Below are 17,558 nucleotides of genomic sequence, written 5' to 3' on the forward strand. Positions count from 1 at the left end.
TTGATCTCGACCCATAAAAACAAGATCAAAAGATCGCAGCCTTCGGCAGCTCCTACAGGGGACATCGAACCGAGATTCAACTGATGAGACCCAGCCATGCCCGACAACAATAAAGAGCTGACCCTCAGCGCCCCGCTCAGCGGCCCGGTACTGACGCTCGCCAACGTCCCGGACGCGGTGTTCGCCAGTGGCGCGATGGGCGACGGCATCGCCATCGACCCGCTCAACGACACGCTGTATTCGCCCTGCGCCGGGGTGGTCATCCACGTCGCACGCAGCAGCCACGCGGTGACCGTGCGTGCCGACAACGGTGCGGAAATCCTCCTGCATCTGGGCCTCGATACCGTTGAGCTGAACGGCGAAGGTTTCGCCATGCTGGTCGAGGAAAGCGATCGCGTCAGCCTCGGTCAGCCGCTGCTGCGTTATGACCTGGACAAGGTCGGCCAGCACTGCAAAAGCCTGGTCAGCCTGTTGATCCTGACCAACAGCGCGGATTTTCAGGTGCGGCCGATCACCCTCAAAGCGGTGAAAGTCGGCGAGCCGTTGCTGCACATCATCGCGCGCAATGTGGTGGCGGCGAATACCGATACAAGCGGCGGGCCTGAGGTTCGTGGTCAAGTGCAGGTCGCTCATCGCGGTGGCCTGCATGCGCGCCCGGCTGCGCTGATCCGCCAGACCGCCCAGGGGTTCAGCAGCCACTCACAACTGCATTTCAACGGCAAATCGGCGCCGTGCAACAGTCTGATCGGTTTGATGGGCCTGGCGATCGGTGAGCAGGATGAAGTGCAGGTCAGCTGTCAGGGACCGGACGCCGATGCCGCGCTGCAAGCCTTGCTCAGCGCATTGGCCACGGCGCTGCCGGACGATCATCACGGGCAAGCGCCGACCACCACAGCCGCGCTGAAACGCCCGGCCGAGGCTGGCGTGTTGCACGGTGTTTGCGCGGCGCCGGGGCTGGTCGCCGGGCCGTTGTTTCGCTTGAACGCGATCACCTTGCCGGCGGATACGGGCCATCACGATCCAGTGCAACAGCAGCAGACGCTTGAAACGGCATTGAACGCGGTGCGCAGCGAAATCGCCGCCACCCTCGCCCAGGCGAAAAAGCACAAGAACGCCGACGAAGAAGCGATCTTCGCCGCACACATGGCGCTGCTTGAAGACCCGGCCCTGATCGACGCCGCGCAGCAATTCATCGCGCAAGGCACCGCTGCGACGCACGCCTGGAGTCAGTCGATCGACACCCAGTGCGACATGCTCCAAGGCACCGGCAGTCCGCTGCTGGCCGAACGTGCCAACGATTTGCGCGACCTCAAGCAACGCGTCCTGCGCGCTCTGCTTGGCGAGGCCTGGGGATACCAGGTGCCGGCCGGCGCCATCGTTGCCGCCCATGAACTGACGCCATCGGATCTGCTGCAACTCAGCGCGCAAGGTGTCGCCGGGTTGTGCATGGCCGAGGGCGGCGCGACCTCCCACGTAGCGATTCTGGCGCGCGGCAAAGGTCTGCCGTGCCTCGTGGCTTTGGGCGCGCAATTGCTAGAGCAACCGCAAGATCAGGCCGTGGTGCTCGACGCTGACGGCGGGCGCCTCGAATTGACGCCAAACGCCGAGCGCCTGAGCGAAGTGCAACAGGCACAAATCGAGCGTCGGCAGCGTCGCGACAGCCAACAGGCCAAAGCCCATTTGCCCGCTGAAACGCGCAATGGCGTGCACATCGAAGTGGTCGCCAATGTCGCCTCAAGCAACGAAGCGGCAGACGCATTTGCCAACGGTGCTGATGGTGTAGGCCTGTTGCGCACCGAGTTTCTCTTCGTCGATCGCCAGACGGCACCGGACGTCGAAGAACAGCGCAGCGCCTATCAAGCGGTGATCGATGCCATGGGCGACAAGTCAGTGATCATCCGCACCATCGACGTCGGCGGCGACAAGCAACTCGACTACCTGCCGCTGCCCGCCGAGGCCAACCCAGTGCTCGGTCTGCGCGGCATTCGTCTGGCCCAGGCGCGCCCGGAAATTCTCGATCAGCAACTGCGCGCGCTGTTGCAGGTCAAGCCGTTGTCGCGTTGCCGGATTCTGTTGCCGATGGTCACCGAGGTCGACGAACTGCTGCACATCCGCCAGCGCGTCGATGCCTTGCGCCTTGAGCTGGGCATTGCCGAGCGCCCGGAAATCGGCGTGATGATCGAAGTCCCCGCCGCCGCGCTGCAAGCCGAACAACTGGCCGAACACGCCGACTTTCTCTCGATCGGCACCAACGATCTGTCGCAATACACCCTGGCCATGGACCGCGATCACGCCGGGCTGGCGGCGCGGGTCGATGCCCTGCACCCGGCATTGCTGCGCCTGATCGCCATGACCTGCGAAGGCGCGGCGGTGCACAAGCGCTGGGTCGGTGTCTGCGGCGCCCTCGCCTCCGACCCGCTGGCCACGCCGGTGCTGGTGGGTCTGGGCGTCACCGAACTGTCGGTGAGCCCGGTGCAGATCGGTGAAATCAAGGACCGCGTACGTCAGTTGCATGAAGCCGAATGTCAGCGCCTGAGCCGCGACTTGCTCAAGCTGTCCAGCGCCGCCGCCGTTCGCCACGCCTGTCAACAACATTGGCCTCTGCGCTAACAAAAACAAAAAGGACAAACGCCATGTACCAACTCTTCATCGAAGGCCTGCAACGCCTGGGCCGCGCGCTGATGCTGCCGATCGCGATCCTGCCGATTGCCGGCCTGCTGCTGCGCCTGGGCGACACGGACCTGTTGAACATCGCGATCATTCACGATGCCGGACAAGTGATCTTCGCCAACCTGGCGATGATCTTTGCCATCGGCATCGCCGTCGGTTTCGCCAAGGACAACAACGGCACCGCCGGCCTCGCCGGAGTGATCGGTTATCTGGTGATGATCTCCACGCTCAAGGTGCTCGACTCGACCATCAACATGGGCATGCTCGCCGGGATCGTCAGCGGCCTGATGGCCGGTGCGCTGTACAACCGCTTCAAGGACATCAAGCTGCCGGAGTATCTGGCGTTCTTCGGTGGCCGGCGTTTTGTGCCGATCGTCACCGGGTTCGCGGCGGTGGGTCTGGGCGTGCTGTTCGGCTATATCTGGCCGCCGATCCAGCAGGGCATCAACGCGTTCGGCGCGCTGATGATGGAAAGCGGCAGCCTCGGCGCCTTCGTCTTCGGCGTGTTCAACCGCCTGCTGATCGTCACCGGCCTGCACCACATCCTCAACAACATGGCGTGGTTCGTCTTCGGCAACTTCACCGACCCGACCACGGGCGCCTTGGTGACCGGCGATCTGTCGCGGTATTTTGCCGGCGATCCGAAGGGCGGCCAGTTCATGACCGGCATGTTCCCGATGATGATCTTCGGCCTGCCCGCCGCGTGCCTGGCGATGTACCGCAACGCTTTGCCGGAGCGGCGCAAGGTGATGGGCGGGATCTTCCTGTCGATGGCGCTGACCTCGTTTCTCACCGGTGTGACCGAGCCGATCGAATTCGCCTTCATGTTTCTCGCGCCGCTGCTGTTCCTCCTGCACGCGCTGCTGACCGGGCTGTCGATGGCGATCACCAACGGCTTGAACATTCATCTGGGCTTCACCTTTTCCGGTGGTTTCATCGACATGATTCTCGGCTGGGGCAAGTCGACCAATGGCTGGCTGGTGGTGCCGGTCGGGCTGGCTTATGCGGTCATCTATTACCTGGTCTTCGACTTCTGTATCCGCCGCTTCAATCTGAAGACGCCGGGGCGCGAAGACGTCGCCAGCGCCGAAAAAACCGTGCTCTCGGAAACCGAACGCGCCAGTGCGTATATCAAAGCCTTGGGCGGCGCCGAGAATCTGCTCACCGTCGGTGCGTGCACGACCCGACTGCGCCTGGAGATGGTCGACCGCAACAAGGCTTCGGATGCCGAGCTGAAAGCGTTGGGCGCGATGGCGGTGGTGCGCCCGGGCAAGGGCGGCAGTTTGCAGGTCGTGGTCGGGCCGTTGGCTGACAGCATCGCCGATGAGATTCGCTTGGCCATGCCTGCGCTGGGCCGAACTGCGTTGGAGGAAACCGCAGTGGTTGCTGATGAGCCGAAGACCGTTGCGCTTACCCGCAACGAGGCGCAGCAATGGCTGGATGCACTGGGCGGTCGCGACAATGTGCTGCAACTCGATTGCATCGCCATGACCCGCATTCGCCTGCAACTGGCCGATGCCAAGGCATTGTCCGATGCGCAGCTCAAAGCGCTCGGCTGCCTGGGTGTCAGCCAGTTGGACGGCGGCGTCTGGCATTTGCTGGTGGGGGACAAGGCCGCGAGTTTGAGCGGGGCGATCGAGACATTGCTGAGTCGCGGGGAGGTCAGCGCGCAGGTTTGATCTGCGCCGGTGGCGGGAGGGCTGGAGCGGGCGGGGAAAATCCGGCTCGCGCACGATATATGGATACCACCCTCCTCCACGCCCCGCTCGCCATGCTGGCCCTTCATCCCCAGCATGGAAATCGTGCCTATGAGCACCCCCAACGCACCCACACCCGATGAGATCAAAAACGATCTCAACCAGATCGGCCGTCTGCTCTTCAACACCGAAACCCCGCTGTTGCCAGAGCACAAACCGAGCACCGAGCAGGCTCATCTCAAACGTCTCGAAGAGCAGCTGAAAACCTATCGCGACAGCTACCTGCAACGCAGCCGCACGCTCTATCAGGCGCTGGCAACCAGCGACCTGCAAAGCGAGGCAGGCAAGCAACTGATCGCCACGCTGAAGGTGCGCCTCAGCACGCAACTGATCAACATGGATCTGCGTGACCAGATCGACGGCAAACCGGCAAAAACCTTCCTTAAATACGACGCCGGTTTCACCGCGCTCGAGTACGAGGCGCAACAAGCCGTCAAGGATCGCCTGTTGCACCCGCAGGCTGGTGAACTGATGAGGAAACTGGCGCTGGGCCCGCTCTTGCGTCCGGCCATGTATGCGTTGCAGTTCACTTATCAGCAAACCACCGTCGAGCTCGCCGGGGCCTTTGTTGTTACGCAAAACGACACCCCGAAAGTCAGCGATCTGCTGACCGACCAGAGCGCGGGTTTCGTCGTTTTGTTCACACCTGCCAGGGGCCTGGAGCTGTTCAATTCTCTGGCTGATCTCGACGCCCATCTGCTCGAGACCATGAAGCACAGCATCAGCCGTGGCGAGTTGATGCAGCTGCTGCCCAGCCGCTACCACGAGGTCGGTACAGCAGGAATCTGGCCATTGCAGCTGACGCCCATCGACAGCCAACCGCTGTTCGAACACATCTACGATACCTTGATCGAAAAACGCACCCTGGATATCGAATATGCACTGAGTTTCGCCGCTAACCCGCAGCAGGATCCCGCTCGCTTGATCGCCGAGCTGGAGCGCGCCATCGGCGCTGCGCTGCCGGATCTCACTCCGCGTCTGGCCCTTCAGGCACAAACCCTGTTCGAACGGCACCTGCGCAACAGCGCCCCGGACTGGTACCGCAGCGCCGACGCCGCCAAGCGGGCCGAACTGGCGTTGCACCTGGGCAACTACAATCAGGCCCGGCAAAACCTGCTTGACCTGATGGGCCCGGCGGTCAGTCTGATGGCCGTGGCCCGCCAGCAATGGCTGGAGCGTCTGAGTGATGATCTGCAAATCGACGATCTGCAACCGGACAACCTGCAAATCACCACCGACCGACGGGTACCGGGATATGGCGTATATGTGCACAAGCGCAACCTGCTCGAGCTGACCCTGCGCGGCCCGCACACCGGCGATGAGTTGCCAGGCTCGGAGTTTCTCAGCCACACCCGGCTGACTTACAACGACCTGCCGTTATCCGACGAGTACGCGGACGTGACGCCCGCCTGGGTGCTCGAGCAGGCACTGGAGCTGGAACCGCGCGTCGACTTCGCACGTTTGCAAACGCAGATGCAGGCAAGCTCCGCAATCAAACCTGCCATTGAGCAGATGCTCGATCAGCGCATCGTCGCGCTCGCCCATACCGCAGCGCTGCAAGGGCACCTGCTCGACAGCGACCTGCAAATGATCCAGCGCCTGCGCAGCGGCAGCGATTCACAGTTGCGCGCCGCCACGCTGTGCTTGCACGGTGCGCAACTCCAAGACCTTTGGGTGCTGCGTCAGAACGATCAGTCCGGTGCGCTCAAACGCGTTCTGCTATGCACGCCACAGGCCCCACGCGATCGCCAGTTCGAGGCCTTTGACAGTGAGCGCGAATGTCAGGCCCATGTGTTGTCGTGGGCCAAGCAGAGTGACGCTGCCCAAACCATGGCCGGTTACCTGGTCAGCCGCGCACCGATGCGCTTTCGTCCTGCTCTGCGCAAAGTCTTGTCGGGGCTGAGCTTCAAGCCGGAAGCAGCGGAGCACCAGAAGGTGACTTTCGATCACCTCGGCAACCATCTCGATTGCCTCAAAGCGATGGCTGAACACATGCTTGCCACACGCATCGATGATTATGATTTCAGTACACCGGTATGGTATCGCTCAACCACTGCGGCCAATCGCCGACAACTGACGACGCTGAGCGACGACGCCGAGGGCGCACTGCTCGCATTCAATCAACATCCGCTGTCGGGCGGGCGTTTCCAGACATTTGACGCCTACGTGCACGAGCAAGCGAAGCTCAGCCTGAACCGCTTGCTCAAACGTCCGGCCAATGACGTCGATCCTGACACCGTTTGGGCCTACTCGCCAAAATCGATCGTGCCCTCATGGACACCAAAGCCGTTGACCTATACCCGGCTGTATCGCGACGGCTATGCCGACGGCGTGGGTTTTCTCGAGCAGAAATTCTCACGCTCGGCGCGCTTCAGAGGTCCGCAAGGCATCGATATCAGCAGCCTGACCGCGCAGAATGTCGCGCGCTCGGTCACAGGGGTGTGGATCGGCCAACGCTATACCGACAAAGTCAAAAAGGAGCTGCAGAATTCCCAGAGCGAAGGCTACGCGTTCCGCCGCAACGCGACGCTGGCGATCACTCAGCGCCAGATGCAAAGCGCCGCGCTGGAATGCCAGCTGCAAGGACATATCGCCAGCAGCGACCTGCAATGGCTCCAGCAAAGCATCACCAGCATGGATCAAACGTCGGGGCAGACGCGGACGAAGTACCCGATCCACCGGTTGATGATCGATGGCGAATGGGTGATCGATACCTGGCTGTTCAGCCATGGCAGTAATCCGGTTCTGCTGTATACGCCGGACGCACCGGACGGCGTGCGTTTTCGTGAAGCGCGCCTGTTCAATTATCTGCTGCTGCAATCGGGCATGGTCGAGTACTTCACCTCGCGCGTGGGTATCAGCGCCCAGACCCGGGTCCGCACGCACCTGGACAACATCCGCAAGAAGCTGCCCAAAGACCTCAACAAAACCACCCCCAGCCCCGCCCGCTACGACTCGATGCGACCGGCTGACGCCGTCAGCGACCTGCTGACCGCGCTCTATGACATGAAGCTGCAACGGCGGATCGACAACGTCCACGCGACCACCACCAGTCGTATCGAAATGATCGCTGGCCTGATCTGGACGAGCGTTGAGTGGGTCGCGGCCATCGCCACCGCGCCCTTCCCGCTGTTGAGCCTGAGCACCGGCCTGTTGCTGGCCTTCAAGGACGCGATGCTCGCCCTGCATGCCTATCGTCAGGGCAACAACAACGAAGCGTTCCGGCACTTGCTCGGTTATCTGTTCAACAGTGCCGGCGCGGTGCTGACGGATCTGCGTCCGGCGCTACGGTCACTCAAGCCCGTCCGGCGCCCGTTGCGTCAGGCTGTCGCCACTGCCGGCAATGAGCAACAGAGTGCTCTGGCATTGGTCGATCAAATGGCCACTGCACCCGTCTGGGACGATATGCAGGCGGTCGCTTTCAGAGGACAGTCGTATTACGCCAGTAACAACCCGGACGCGCTGGGCCGTTATTTGCTCTACCGCCCGGATCCGAATGGCTCCGGACTGCTTTCGACCGGCATTCTGACCGTACGCAATTCCGACGGGGTGATGGTGCGCAGCGGCCTGTCAGGCGGGGCACCGAAATACGAAGCTGTGCCCGATACACCCGGTCCGCACAAAGATTATGGAGTCGCGATCGACTACCGCGAGCGCGTCGAAACGTTGCTGGTGCCGCAATCGCGCGAGGCATTGCTGCAACTGAGCGACATGGGTATCCCGCGGCAGACCATCATTGCCCGCGTGGTCGATCAGTTGAGCGAGGTACGCACAGCCTATCTGGAACAGGTCGAAAAACTCACCAAAGATGCCACGCGCCATTTTGCCCGGCTCGCACCGCTGCCCGCCCGTGCCGAAGTGCCGGCGGTTGCCGCCAATACCTCATTCGCACAGTTGATCGGCAGCGATGCATTCGCCGCAAAAAACCTGGTGATCGGTGCACAACCTGGTTCGATCGCCAGCAAACAGTTATTGATCGAGCATCTCGACGTCCTCGTTGCGAACGGCTACAAGCATCTCTTTCTCGAATACCTGCCGGGTGACGTGTTTCATCTCAAACTGGAAAAGCTCAACAGGAACGGCTCCTGGTTTCATATCAACAAACATCTGAAGGCGCTCGACAAAGCCATGGGGTATGCGCCGGACGCAGCTTTTTCTTACTTGGCGCTGGTGCGCAGGGCCCGGGAAAAAGGCATGAGCATCCATGCGCTAGACGGCTCGGCCAGCTATAAGCTCGAAGGGATCATGGTGATGTCCGAAGTCTCGCCGCTGACTCCGCGAAACAACTCCATCAGAAACTTCTATTCGCACAAGGCGCTTGCCAGCGATGTGGCCGACGTCGGCGAAGAGCGCTGGATTGCCCTGACCGAACAGTCGCGCATGACCACGTTCGACAACACGCCGGGCCTGGCCGACCTGCACGAGGCCGTAGCCATACGTGTTGAAGACATCGACCTGTACCAACCGGCACGCATAAGCAGGGATACACCCGGCGCCATCGCCGGCGATGCGACTGCGCAAGGTGATTTCCTGGTACAGATGCCGAGCACCTACAAGGCACCTCTACCCGTCTCCAGGCCGCCCGCCGCAGCTAGCGCCGTTGATCACTTCAGCGATTTCGATGTGGCTTTGCCGCTGCGTGACGATATCGCTGAAATGTTGCATAAGCCCTACTCCATGGACTCGAATTACACCCCGACGATCTCCAGTGAAAGAACGGCCTACGAGGCTTTCATCGCCCAGCGCAAGCGCCTGGAAAAAACCGCCAGAGACGCTTTCACCGACTACGTCCCTCCCGATGCGCCGATTCTGCCGGTGCTCACCTCCGACTGCACATTCGAGGCTTTTCTGCGGCAGCTGGCCGACGGACGCTTGAATCTTCTGATCGGCGAAGCCCATGCCGATGTAGCGAGCAAAGCGCTGCTGAAAAAGCACATGAAAGCGCTCAAGAAAGCAGGCTATGACACGTTGTATGTCGAGCACCTGTTCACCGATCTGCACCAGGCCGATCTCGACATTTTTTTGCGAACCCAACGTATGCCGCACAGGCTGAAGGCGTACCTGCATCGTCAGGACCGAGGGCACATGATGGCTTACGGTGGGAGCGATACCTACACGGAGCTCTACCAGGCAGCAGCCAAATACAACATCCGCATCAGAGCGATCGATTGCACAGCGTCCTACCACCTCAAGGGCCTGCATGACAAAGCAGTCTCGCGAAACGAGATGTTCAGCTATTTTGCAACCCAAGTGATCGAGGCTGATCAACTGGCCAACGGCCCGCATAAATGGGTGGCCCTCATCGGCAGTGCGCACACCAATTACAACCTCGGCGTGCCAGGTCTGGCCGATACACTTTCAGCCGTCAGCCTGCACGTGCGCGACACCGCCCCCGAGCTGGCCAGGGATATTCATCGCGGTACATGGGAATTTGTCAGCGGCCAGCACGAGGCCAACGTGAGGGCCTTGAGCAGCGACTTTGTGATGGAGGTGGCCGTCCCCGGCACGAAAAAGCCTGCTGCGCCTCCGTCTGTCAGTCGCAGCAGACTGACTCGACAGGGCCAATTCCTGATCGAAAATGCAGATACCCGCAACGCCAGTGTGGTGCATAGATCCAGGTCCGGCGAGATCGTTGAGACGCCGATTCAGATCAATGACAAAGGTCTGTTCTTCATTGATCGCTGGGGGAAAAAAGATCAGAGCTTCAAATACCTGCGAACCTTGGTCGACATGCTTGTAACGGACGTCAAGCTGACACAGGTGACGTGACATCCACGCGATTGCACGTCGTGGAAAACCACCGGGCTTGACGGCCCGGTGGTTTTTTTACGCCTACGGATCAACCCGATCCAGCGCACGGTTCACCGCCAGCTCAGCGAGCATGATGATCTGCTGAATCGCCAGCGCCGTATTGCGCTGCGGTCGCCCCAACTGATCGGCGAAATCACTGGCCAGAGTGTTGGCTGAAGCGAGGGATTCACAGGCGTGGGCGAGCAGGGTTTCGGTGTCGACGTCGGGCTGGATCAGAAACAGGGTGCCGGGCGGGCGCGCCTTGCTCGGCTGTGGGCACAGGTAAAAATCCAGAGCGCGCTTGATCGCTTCGCGGTTTTTCGCGAGGTCGTCGGCGCGGATGGTTTGTTCGAGGGGGGTGGTGGGTTCGAGGGGTGGGTCGGGGACGATCTTATCCAAAATGCTTCTCCTGCTGATGCTGATGGGCAGCCATCGATCGCCGGATCTCACGCGGCGAATAGGTGGCAGCTATGTGCGAGGTGAGATCCACCGGAGCAGGCAACCGGCCAGACCGAAGTCTGCCCGCACACAGCCGCCATAAAGCAGGCAGCAGATTGAGCTGGCGCCAATTATCGTGGTGCTGGCGCCAGTTGCAAGCTATCCGGGGATCTCACTCCCGATCGCTGATTCGCAGCGACGGGAAAAGACTAGAGATCGCACGTCCGACGGACAACCTGAAAACCTTGTGGGAAGGTTCTGCGAACTCAGATACCGCTTTAAACACACTCCAGATCGCCACCCTCACCCTAGCCCTCTCCCAGAGGGAGAGGGGACTGACCGAGTTGTTCAGGCGAGGTACGCCGACGTGAAAGTCCGAGTTGAACTCAGGATTTGCAAACCACACAAAATCGGCCCCCTCTCCCTCGGGAGAGGGCTGGGGTGAGGGGCAGCAACAACACAAATCAAAAGCCGGACACACACGCTTTTCACCACTCAATAGGCCGAGTGTCAGCTCGCCTGCTCTTGATCTTGATCCACCGGCGACGTCGGAAGGCTGAGTGGAGGGATTGATCCGGGGGTGGGAGCGCAGCGACCGTCTGGCGCAGCCAGACACAGCGGAAGGAGGTGCAGCGAAGCAAACCGGAGCCGCTGCGCCCGGATCAGTCCCGGAGCGAAGGGACCCGAGCCTGCGAGGGCCGAACGCAGGAGCTAGCGTTTTTTGCTTACTTTTCTAGGCGCTTGTAAAAAAGTAAGTCGCCGTAAGGGCGAAACCGCCAGCCGCCACACCCGAAGCAACGGATATTCACCCAAATCCAAATAAAACCAAGGCCAACAAAAAACCCGCAGACAATCCCTCATCTGCGGGCTTCCCGTTCAAGCAGCCAAGAAGATCAGAAATCCTCCAGCCGCCACACCTCATAAGCCGGCGTCTCATACGGATGACTGAGCTTCAACGCCGCCACAACAGCCACAATCAACTCATCCGCAACGACAAGCTCAACCCTCCATTCCTCAACCCGCTCGACCTGCCCCGCCTGACCGATAAACGGCTGACTGCCGTCCAACGGTCGAAACTGGCCCAGGCCAAGCACCTGCCACGCACAGTGGTCATAGTCACCGATCCGCCCACCACCGGCAGCGAACACAGCCCCTTTGACCACCTCGACATGACTGTCAGGAACAAAAAACGCCAACTTGTACACGACGATCAGTTAACCCACACGCGAGCATTACGGAACATGCGCATCCACGGCGCGTCTTCGTTCCAGTCTTCCGAACGCCACGAGTTCTGCACCGCACGGAACACACGCTCCGGGTGCGGCATCATGATCGTCACGCGGCCGTCACGGCTGGTGAGGCCGGTGATCCCGCGCGGCGAGCCGTTCGGGTTGGCCGGATAGGCTTCGGTGACCTTGCCGTGGTTGTCGACAAAACGCATCGCCACGCAACCGGACAGATCGGCTTCCAGCAGTGCTTCTTCGCTGGCGAACTCGGCATGCCCTTCACCGTGGGCGATGGCGATCGGCATGCGCGAACCGGCCATGCCCTGCAGGAAGATCGAGTTCGATTCCTGGATCTGCACCATCGCCACCCGCGCTTCGAACTGCTCGGAGCGGTTGCGCACGAAGTGCGGCCAGAACTCGCTGCCCGGGATCAGCTCGTGCAGGTTGGACATCATCTGGCAACCGTTGCACACGCCCAGCGTGAAGCTGTCGTTACGTTCGAAGAAACCCTGGAACGCATCGCGGGCGCGGCTGTTGAACAGCGCCGACTTGGCCCAGCCTTCACCGGCGCCGAGCACGTCGCCGTAGGAGAAACCACCGCAGGCCACCAGGCCTTTGAACTCGTTGAGGTCGACACGACCGGCGAGGATATCGCTCATGTGCACGTCGATCGCGCTGAAACCGGCGCGGTCGAACGCGGCGGCCATTTCCACCTGACCGTTGACGCCCTGCTCACGCAGCACGGCAACCTGTGGGCGGATGCCTTTCTTGATGTAAGGCGCGGCGATGTCCTGATTGACGTCGTAGCTGAGCTTGACGCTCAGGCCCGGGTTGTCTTCTTCCAGCAGCGCGTCGAATTCCTGCTCGGCGCAGTCGGCGTTGTCGCGCAGACGCTGGATCTGGTAGCTGGTCTCGGCCCACTGACGTTGCAGCAGACGACGCTGGCCTTCGAACACGGTGTCACCGTTGAAGGTGATGTTGATCTGGCCATTGTTGATCGGCTGACCGATCACCGACACGCAGTCGCCCAGACCGGCCGCGCTGAATTGCGCGAGGATGTCCGGGGTGGCGTCCTGGCGAACCTGGATCACTGCGCCGAGTTCTTCGTTGAACAGGATCGCGGCGATTTCCGAAGCGGATTCGGCAACGCTGTCCAGGTTCAGGCTCAGACCGCAGTGGCCGGCGAAGGCCATTTCCACCACGGAGGTCAGCAGACCACCGTCGGAACGGTCGTGGTAAGCCAGCAGGTGACCGTCGGCGTTGAGGCCCTGGATCACCGCAAAGAAGGCCTTCAGGTCTTCGGCGTCATCGACGTCCGGTGCATGCTGGCCGAGTTTGCCGTGGACTTGCGCGAGGATCGATGCACCCATGCGGTTCTGCCCGCGACCGAGGTCGATCAGGATCAGGTCGGTGGTGCCCTTGTCCATGCGCAGTTCCGGAGTCAGGGTCTGACGGATGTCAGCCACTGGCGCGAAACCGGTGACGATCAGCGACATTGGCGAGGTGACGGTCTTGTCTTCGCCGTTGTCGTTCCAGCGCGTGGCCATGGACATCGAGTCCTTGCCCACCGGAATGGTGATGCCCAGCTCAGGGCACAGCTCCATGCCGACCGCTTTCACGGTGTCGTACAGACGCGCGTCTTCGCCCGGGTGACCGGCCGCCGACATCCAGTTCGCCGACAGTTTGATGTCGGAGAGCTTGTTGATGCGCGAGGCAGCAATGTTGGTGATGGTTTCGCCGATAGCCATGCGGCCCGATGCCGGCGCGTCCAGCAGAGCCAGCGGAGTACGCTCGCCCATCGCCATCGCTTCACCGGTGTAGACGTCGAAACTGGTGGCGGTGACGGCAACGTCAGCCACCGGCACTTGCCATGGGCCGACCATCTGGTCACGGGCGACAAGGCCGGTGATGGTGCGGTCGCCGATGGTGATCAGGAAGCTTTTGCTGGCTACGGCAGGGTGATGCAGAACGCGTTCGATGGACTCGCTGATGTCGAGGTTCGACGGATCGAAGTCATCGCCCAGTTCGGCTTCGCGAACCACCGAACGGTGCATGCGCGGAGCTTTGCCCAGCAACACTTCCAGCGGCATGTCCACTGGGTTGTTGCCGAAGTGGCTGTCGGTCACGGTCAGTTGCGGTTCGGCAGTCGCTTCCCCGACTACGGCAAACGGGCAACGCTCGCGTTCGCAGATCGCCTGGAAGCGCTCGAAGTCTTCCGGGCCGACTGCCAGCACGTAACGTTCCTGGGATTCGTTCGACCAGATTTCGTGCGGGGCCATGCCCGGCTCGTCGTTTGGGATGTTGCGCAGTTCGAAACGGCCACCGCGGTCGCCGTCGTTGACCAGTTCCGGGAAGGCGTTGGACAGACCGCCCGCGCCGACGTCGTGGATGAAGCTGATCGGGTTCTTGTCGCCCAGTTGCCAGCAACGGTCGATGACTTCCTGGCAGCGACGCTCCATTTCAGGGTTTTCACGCTGCACGGAAGCAAAATCCAGATCCGCCGAGCTGGTGCCGGTGGCCATCGACGAAGCCGCGCCGCCACCGAGACCGATCAACATCGCCGGGCCGCCGAGCACGATCAGCTTGGAGCCGACGACGATCTCGCCCTTCTTGACGTGTTCTTCGCGGATGTTGCCCATGCCGCCAGCGAGCATGATCGGCTTGTGGTAACCACGCACTTCGTCACCGTGCGGAGTGGTGATCGACTGTTCGAAGGTACGGAAATAGCCGGTCAGCGCCGGACGACCGAATTCGTTGTTGAACGCAGCGCCGCCGAGCGGGCCTTCGATCATGATGTCCAGCGCGGTGACGATGCGCTCAGGCTTGCCGTACGGCACTTCCCACGGCTGTTCGAAGCCCGGGATCTGCAGGTTCGATACGGTGAAACCGGTCAGGCCGGCCTTTGGCTTGGCGCCGCGACCGGTTGCACCTTCGTCACGGATCTCGCCACCGGAACCGGTGGATGCGCCCGGGAACGGCGCAATCGCGGTCGGGTGGTTGTGGGTTTCAACCTTCATCAGAATGTGCACCGGCTCCTGCACCGCGCCGTACTGGCGGGTTTCAGGGTTCGGGAAGAAGCGGCCGGCAACGTTGCCGACGATCACCGAAGCGTTGTCCTTGTAAGCGGACAGCACGCCTTCGCTGTGCATCTGATAGGTGTTCTTGATCATGCCGAACAGGCTTTTTTCCTGGCTCTGGCCGTCAATGTCCCAACTGGCGTTGAAGATCTTGTGGCGGCAGTGCTCGGAGTTGGCCTGGGCGAACATCATCAATTCGATGTCGTGCGGGTTGCGCTTCAGACCATTGAAGGCGTTGACCAGATAGTCGATCTCGTCTTCGGCCAAGGCCAGGCCCAGCTCGGTGTTGGCCTTTTCCAGCGCGGCGCGGCCGCCACCGAGGATGTCGATGGCCGTCAGCGGCTTCGGCTCGGCATGGCTGAACAGACCGGCGGCCTGCTCGAGGTTGGCCAGCACGATCTGGGTCATGCGGTCATGCAGCGCGTCCGAAATCAGCTGGGCTTCGGCTTCGCTGAACTGCCCTGCAACATAGAAGGCGATACCGCGTTCCAGACGCTGGATCTTGCTCAGGCCGCAGTTGCGGGCGATGTCGCTGGCCTTGCTCGACCACGGCGAGATGGTGCCGAAACGCGGCAACACCAGAAACAGACGGCCGGTAGGCTCTTGAACCGGAACACTTGGGCCGTACTTCAGAAGGCGCGCTAGCACCTGCTGTTCGTCGCCGGTCAGGACGCCGGTGACTTCGGCGAAGTGAGCGAATTCAGCATACAGGCCACTGACAGCTGGAACCTTCTGGCTCAGTTGCTCAAGGAGTTTGCTGTGGCGAAAGGCAGAAAGGGCAGGAGCGCCGCGCAGGATCAACATCTTCGGGACAGCCTCGGGAAGGGGTGTGCTTTGAGGCCGTGCATTCTAGCCTAAACCGACCTCAACATCACCCGAAACGCTACGCACGGTTGCACTCGGGTAGCAATCTGTGTTTCTGCCTTCGGGGTCAGGTAAATCAAGCCTTTCAGCGCGGCTTATTTTTACTGTAACAAAATGCCCTGAAGGCCCGTATTCAAGGGATTTCGTTCGATTTTGTGATCGCTAGCAGACTAGTCCTACGCTGTCGAGATATGGCGCCCGTGGCCGTTTGCGTATACTGCGCAGATGTTTTTCCCAACGGCTTTGCGTCCGCGATACGCCAAATGGCTGATCGCAACCGGACTCTTCCTGGTGCTCGGTGGCTGTGTTGATAAACCCAACACACTCGAGCGCGTAAAGGAGGACGGTGTGCTGCGCGTGGTTACCCGCAACAGCCCCGCCACCTACTTTCAGGATCGCAGCGGTGAAACCGGCTTCGAATACGAGCTGGTGAAGCGCTTCGCCGACGATTTGGGCGTCGAGTTGAAGATCGAGACGGCCGACAACCTCGATGACCTGTTCAACCAGGTCGGCAAGCCGAACGGCCCGGTACTCGCGGCCGCCGGTCTGGTCAGCAGCGATGAACGCAAGAAGCAGGTGCGGTTCTCCCACTCCTACCTCGAAGTCACCCCGCAGATCATCTACCGCAACGGCCAGTCGCGCCCCACCGATCCGGCGGATCTGGTCGGCAAGAAGATCACCGTGCTCAAGGGCAGCACCCACGCCGAGCAACTGGCCGCGCTGAAACAGAAATATCCCGGTATCGAATACGAAGAATCCGACGCGGTTGAAGTGGTCGATCTGCTGCGCATGGTCGATGAGGGCCAGATCGACCTGACCCTGGTCGACTCCAACGAAGTGGCGATGAATCAGGTGTACTTCACCAACATCCGCGTGGCCTTCGACCTCGGCGACGCGCGCAGTCAGAGCTGGGCGGTCGGCCCGGGCGAAGACAACAGCCTGCTCAATGAAATCAACGCCTATCTGGACAAGGTGCAGAAGAACGGCACCCTGCAACGCCTGAAGGACCGCTATTACGGCCATGTCGATGTGCTTGGCTACATGGGCGCCACCACCTTCGCCCAGCATTTGCAGCAGCGCCTGCCGAAATACGAACAGCACTTCAAGAACTACGCGAAGAAAGAGAAAGTCGACTGGCGCCTGCTGGCCGCCATCGGCTATCAGGAATCCCTGTGGCAGCCGACGGTGACCTCGAAAACCGGCGTACGCGGCTTGATGATGCTGACCCAGAACACCGCGCAGGCGATGGGCGTGTCCAACCGCCTCGACCCCAAGCAGAGCATCATGGGCGGCGCCAAGTACCTGGCTTATATGAAAGATCAGCTCGACGACTCGATCCAGGAACCGGATCGCACCTGGTTCGCCCTGGCGGCGTACAACGTCGGCAGCGGCCATCTGGATGACGCGCGCAAACTGGCGGCGAAGGAAGGTCTGAATCCGGACAAGTGGCTGGACGTGAAAAAGATCCTGCCGCGCCTCTCGCAGAAGCAGTGGTACAGCAAGACCCGCTACGGTTACGCCCGTGGTGGCGAGCCGGTGCATTTCGTGGCGAACATCCGTCGCTACTACGACATCCTGACCTGGGTGACCCAGCCGCAACTTGAAGGCGATCAGGTGGCCGAGGGCAACCTGCATGTGCCGGCGATCGACAAGTCGAAACCCGCGCAAGAGCCCGCCCCGCTCTAAAGCAAAAGATCGCAGCCTTCGGCAGCTCCAGGGTTATGTGTTCACCTGTA

Annotated in this window: 7 protein-coding genes; 4 read left to right on the top strand and 3 right to left on the bottom strand. The window is 61.2% G+C overall.

Translation table 11 applies throughout. The annotated features are described in order from the left end of the window. Positions 1 to 96 precede the first annotated feature (96 nt). The 3 genes from ptsP (at position 97) to D8U60_RS14650 (ending at position 10,196) form a co-directional block, all read left to right on the top strand. Positions 97 to 2,610: a phosphoenolpyruvate--protein phosphotransferase gene (ptsP, locus tag D8U60_RS14640; protein WP_130900366.1), complete on the top strand. Its 2,514-nt coding sequence runs from the start codon at positions 97 to 99 to the stop codon at positions 2,608 to 2,610. Between the two features lie 23 nt (positions 2,611 to 2,633). Continuing rightward, complete coding sequence (gene nagE, locus D8U60_RS14645; protein ID WP_130900367.1) at positions 2,634 to 4,349, top strand: N-acetylglucosamine-specific PTS transporter subunit IIBC; 1,716 nt, start codon at positions 2,634 to 2,636, stop codon at positions 4,347 to 4,349. 129 nt (positions 4,350 to 4,478) lie between these two features. Next, positions 4,479 to 10,196 (top strand): membrane-targeted effector domain-containing toxin, encoded by a 5,718-nt coding sequence (locus D8U60_RS14650; RefSeq protein ID WP_130900368.1) that lies wholly within the window; start codon positions 4,479 to 4,481, stop codon positions 10,194 to 10,196. A gap of 63 nt (positions 10,197 to 10,259) precedes the next feature. On the opposite strand, the gene D8U60_RS14655 is transcribed toward D8U60_RS14650, so the two are convergent. From D8U60_RS14655 to purL, 3 genes are all read right to left on the bottom strand, one after another. Continuing rightward, positions 10,260 to 10,616 carry a DUF6124 family protein gene (locus tag D8U60_RS14655; RefSeq protein WP_130900369.1) on the bottom strand — a complete coding sequence of 119 codons (357 nt, stop codon included), beginning with the start codon at positions 10,614 to 10,616 and terminating at the stop codon, positions 10,260 to 10,262. Between the two features lie 932 nt (positions 10,617 to 11,548). Then, positions 11,549 to 11,860 carry a YqfO family protein gene (locus D8U60_RS14660; RefSeq protein WP_130900370.1) on the bottom strand — a complete coding sequence of 104 codons (312 nt, stop codon included), beginning with the start codon at positions 11,858 to 11,860 and terminating at the stop codon, positions 11,549 to 11,551. Positions 11,861 to 11,865: 5 nt separating this feature from the next. Beyond that, positions 11,866 to 15,762: a phosphoribosylformylglycinamidine synthase gene (purL, locus tag D8U60_RS14665; protein ID WP_073473626.1), complete on the bottom strand. Its 3,897-nt coding sequence runs from the start codon at positions 15,760 to 15,762 to the stop codon at positions 11,866 to 11,868. A gap of 285 nt (positions 15,763 to 16,047) precedes the next feature. On the opposite strand from purL, the gene mltF reads away from it, so the two are divergent. After that, on the top strand, positions 16,048 to 17,508 hold the full coding sequence (mltF, locus tag D8U60_RS14670; protein ID WP_024011704.1) for a membrane-bound lytic murein transglycosylase MltF: 1,461 nt from the start codon (positions 16,048 to 16,050) through the stop codon (positions 17,506 to 17,508). Positions 17,509 to 17,558: the final 50 nt, after the last annotated feature.

This window comes from Pseudomonas sp. Sample_11, from assembly GCF_004307505.1.
Lineage (GTDB): Bacteria > Pseudomonadota > Gammaproteobacteria > Pseudomonadales > Pseudomonadaceae > Aquipseudomonas > Aquipseudomonas atacamensis.

Coding starts and splice junctions, on each gene's coding strand:
- D8U60_RS14650 (WP_130900368.1), top strand. CDS start 4,479: ATGAGCACCCCCAACGCACCCACACCCGATGAGATCAAAAACGATCTC.
- nagE (WP_130900367.1), top strand. CDS start 2,634: ATGTACCAACTCTTCATCGAAGGCCTGCAACGCCTGGGCCGCGCGCTG.
- mltF (WP_024011704.1), top strand. CDS start 16,048: ATGTTTTTCCCAACGGCTTTGCGTCCGCGATACGCCAAATGGCTGATC.
- purL (WP_073473626.1), bottom strand. CDS start 15,762: ATGTTGATCCTGCGCGGCGCTCCTGCCCTTTCTGCCTTTCGCCACAGC.
- ptsP (WP_130900366.1), top strand. CDS start 97: ATGCCCGACAACAATAAAGAGCTGACCCTCAGCGCCCCGCTCAGCGGC.